Origin of the sequence: Chamaesiphon sp. VAR_69_metabat_338 (assembly GCF_031423935.1) — a bacterium.
GTDB lineage: Bacteria > Cyanobacteriota > Cyanobacteriia > Cyanobacteriales > Chamaesiphonaceae > Chamaesiphon.
On the sequence record NZ_JANPGM010000296.1, the window covers coordinates 1 to 3,234 of the forward strand.

A 3,234-nucleotide genomic window follows, 5' to 3' on the forward strand; every position below is an offset into this window, starting at 1 on the left:
ATAGCCAGCTCCGACGATCGCCACCCGAATCCGTTCGGCTGAGGCGGTTTCGAGCTGTCGCAATTTGGCATCGAGCCGGTAGGCATCTGGGAGCGATCGAAATGGAATCGCGTGTTCGGTGACACCAGGAACGCTCTCAGACGGAGTTTCGCACCCCAACGCCAACACCAATCGATCGAACGTCAGTTCCGTGCCATCTTCTAAGGCGATCGATTTGGCATCGCGGTCGATCTGGCGCACAGATCCTTGGATGAAACGAATATCCGTCCCTTTCAACAGTTCGGCAAAGGGTGGTGCGATCTCCCAACTCTGCATTTCGCCCGTAATTAGTTCGTATAACAAGGGGGCGAATACAAAATTAGGCTGCCTGTCGATCAGGGTAATTTCGGGCTTTTGGCCTGGTTCCCAGGCGAGTTGGTGCAATCTTAAGGCTGTATACAAGCCCCCAAATCCCCCACCGAGGATACAGATACGCGGTACTGAAGTCATAATTCAATAATTTTTATGGCATCGCCGCTACAGCAGCGGCGTGGAGCTTCTTTACTCACTGTAACAACTTTGAGGATTATCGGTGGTTAGGCTAAGATTAATTTCTACATCAGCTAACTACACGCATATGTTATCGAAGATCGGGCTATGGACGGGGTTAATCGGTATTGGCACCACGATCGTCTTTATCCAGCCGCAGTCTGCCGTTGCTGCCACCAAAACCGCGATCGAAATTGCCGAGACGGCGCGGGCAATTACCGTCTTAATTTCCGATGACCAGATGCAAGGTTCTGGCGTCATCCTTCAGCGTCAAGGCAATGTTTACACAGTTCTAACTGCTGCTCATGTCGTCAAAGCACCCAGTAGTTACAAGATTACGACACCAGATGGACAAGAGTATCTGGCGATCGATAGTTCGCGCCGGACAGCACCCGGACAAATCGATATAGCGGTCATCAAGTTCAAATCCACTAATAAATATCCCACCGCGACATTGGGCAACTGTCACGCGCTCAAATCGGGGATGGATCTATATGTCGCTGGCTTTCCTGCGGCAACTAGAGTCCTGACAAAATCGGTATTTGTCTTCAGGGAAGGACGAGTTTCTGCCAATAGTAACAAAACTTTTGAGAATGGTTACTCACTGGTTTATAGCAATGACACACTACCAGGAATGAGTGGTGGTGGGGTCTTAAATACCAACGGGGAATTAGTGGCGATTCACGGTAGAGGCGATCGCGAACAACTCGCCGATGGCACAATTGGCAGCAAAACGGGCTTCAATGTAGGAATTCCGATCGATCGTGTCGCGACAATTGCCACCAGCTTGGGCGTCCAACTCAGTCAAACACCGAGATCGATCCCGCCAACTGCCACGCCCCGCACCGATGATTATGTCGCCGCCGCTGCCCAAAAATATCGCAACCGCGACTATCGTGGTGCCCTCGCCGATTACGATCGGGCAATTGCGATCGATCCCAAATTTGCACCAGCTTACAATTATCGTGGGGTGTTAAAAGAAAAGATTCAAGATATTCCAGGTGGATTAGCAGACTACGATCGAGCGATCGCCCTCAATGCCAACTATGGCGAGGCTTACAGCAATCGCGGCAAGCTGAAATTAAATCGACTCCAAGATCCTCAAGGTGCATTAGCCGACTACGATCTGGCAATCGAACTCAGTCCTAAATATGCCACCGCCTACGCCAATCGCGGATATTTGAAAGTCAAATTGAGGCAGGTTGAGAGCGGAGTAGTGGATTTCAACCGCGCGATTCAACTCGACCCCAATGAGGCTAGCTACTACAGCTATCGCGGTTTCTTGAAAATCATCACGAGCGATCGCCAAGGCGCATTAGCCGATTTCAGTCGCGCGATCGAACTCAATCCCAGCGATGCATCTACCTACTTCAAGCGTGCCGATTTCAAGTATTACACGCTTAAAGACCGCGACGGAGCCATTGCCGATCTCGAAGTTGCCGAGAAACTAGCGCAGCAACAAGAAAATGCCGAACTATACCGTCAAACAACGGTGCGCCTCAAACGCTGGCGACAACTTAAAAAAGCTGGAGCGGCAGCTTAACTCTAGAGCATCGAGGCAACTGGGAGACGGGAGATCGGTAAGTTAGTTGCCTCCTTCAATTCGGCAATGCCAGGGAGCCACTCATAATATCTCGATCGCTGACGCTCGTAAATTTTTCGGGCATACTAGTGGGGCAAATTAGCACAGCCCTCAACTCTTGTGATGTTCGATCTTCTGTTGGCGAGCGGAGAACCGCTAAACTTACTAGGCTCAAATTTCTTTGCTGTCTTGGGGCGAATTCTCATCGCGATCTCGATCGCTGCAATTGTCTCGCTCTGGGTCGAAGTGAGGATGATGAATTATCTACAATGGGGTAATTTGCGGCTGTGCACGATCGATGTTTTCATCCTCAATGCGATCGCCAGGATCTCGCTCTATCTATTCCAGCTATTCGCCCATCAGATCTTCCCGTCGGTATCTTTTAATGCCCTAGCTCTGGCAACGATGATTACACTCGTCAAAAGCTTTGTCGCCTACAAATTTAGCGATCGACCCTGGATTATTGTCACGATTAGTACGATCGTCAGCTATCTCAGTTTTGTAGCTTTATTAAGCTGTTTGTATTGGTTCTGGCTGGGATTTAGATGGTATTAGCAGAGATCGGAGGGTACCCACAAGGGGCACCCCTACACGATCGATCTGTAGGGGTGTCTCTTGTGGGTACCCTGGATCTACGGTTAGCACCAGTATTTCCAGCTTGCGAGTTTTTATTCCAGCACAGCGGATGTATGTGGTTTGCGGTACGATCGAGATATATTTTTTAGCTTTTCAACCACAAGATTATGGCAGATCCCATTACTCCCGAAATCAGCGATCGCATCTGCAAGCACATGAATGACGATCATGCCTCCGCTGTGCTCACTTACGCCCACGTCTACGGTAAAACTCCCACCGCCGCCGCCGCCGCCATGAGCGCGATCGATCCTTTAGGCATGGATTTGACGGCTCAAGTTGATGGTGAAACCGTGAGTTTAAGAATTCCATTCGATCGCGAACTCACCGACTCTGAAGACGCCCACCAAGTCCTCATCGCCATGATTAGACAAGCCAAAACACCTTCCGCCTAAATTTGCCCCCGCTCCCCCCCCCCGCTCCCCGCACCATGCGATACATCCACTTTTACAAACCCAACCGTGAACTGAGTCAAATCACCGACGAAAATG

4 protein-coding genes are annotated in these 3,234 nt (G+C 50.2%); 3 read left to right on the forward strand and 1 reads right to left on the reverse strand.

The genetic code is table 11. From position 1 onward, the window contains the following. A partial coding sequence (locus tag RMO84_RS08625; RefSeq protein WP_310488067.1) for an FAD-dependent oxidoreductase occupies positions 1-489 on the reverse strand: 489 nt, incomplete at its 3' end. A gap of 127 nt (positions 490-616) precedes the next feature. On the opposite strand from RMO84_RS08625, the gene RMO84_RS08630 reads away from it, so the two are divergent. The 3 genes from RMO84_RS08630 to RMO84_RS08640 all read left to right on the forward strand — a co-directional run bounded on the left by RMO84_RS08630 (position 617) and on the right by RMO84_RS08640 (position 3,138). Next, complete coding sequence (locus RMO84_RS08630; RefSeq protein ID WP_310488068.1) at positions 617-2,071, forward strand: tetratricopeptide repeat-containing serine protease family protein; 1,455 nt, start codon at positions 617-619, stop codon at positions 2,069-2,071. A gap of 162 nt (positions 2,072-2,233) precedes the next feature. Beyond that, positions 2,234-2,665 carry a hypothetical protein gene (locus RMO84_RS08635; protein ID WP_310488069.1) on the forward strand — a complete coding sequence of 144 codons (432 nt, stop codon included), beginning with the start codon at positions 2,234-2,236 and terminating at the stop codon, positions 2,663-2,665. A gap of 188 nt (positions 2,666-2,853) precedes the next feature. Then, on the forward strand, positions 2,854-3,138 hold the full coding sequence (locus RMO84_RS08640; protein ID WP_310488070.1) for a DUF2470 domain-containing protein: 285 nt from the start codon (positions 2,854-2,856) through the stop codon (positions 3,136-3,138). The last annotated feature ends 96 nt before the right edge of the window (positions 3,139-3,234 follow it).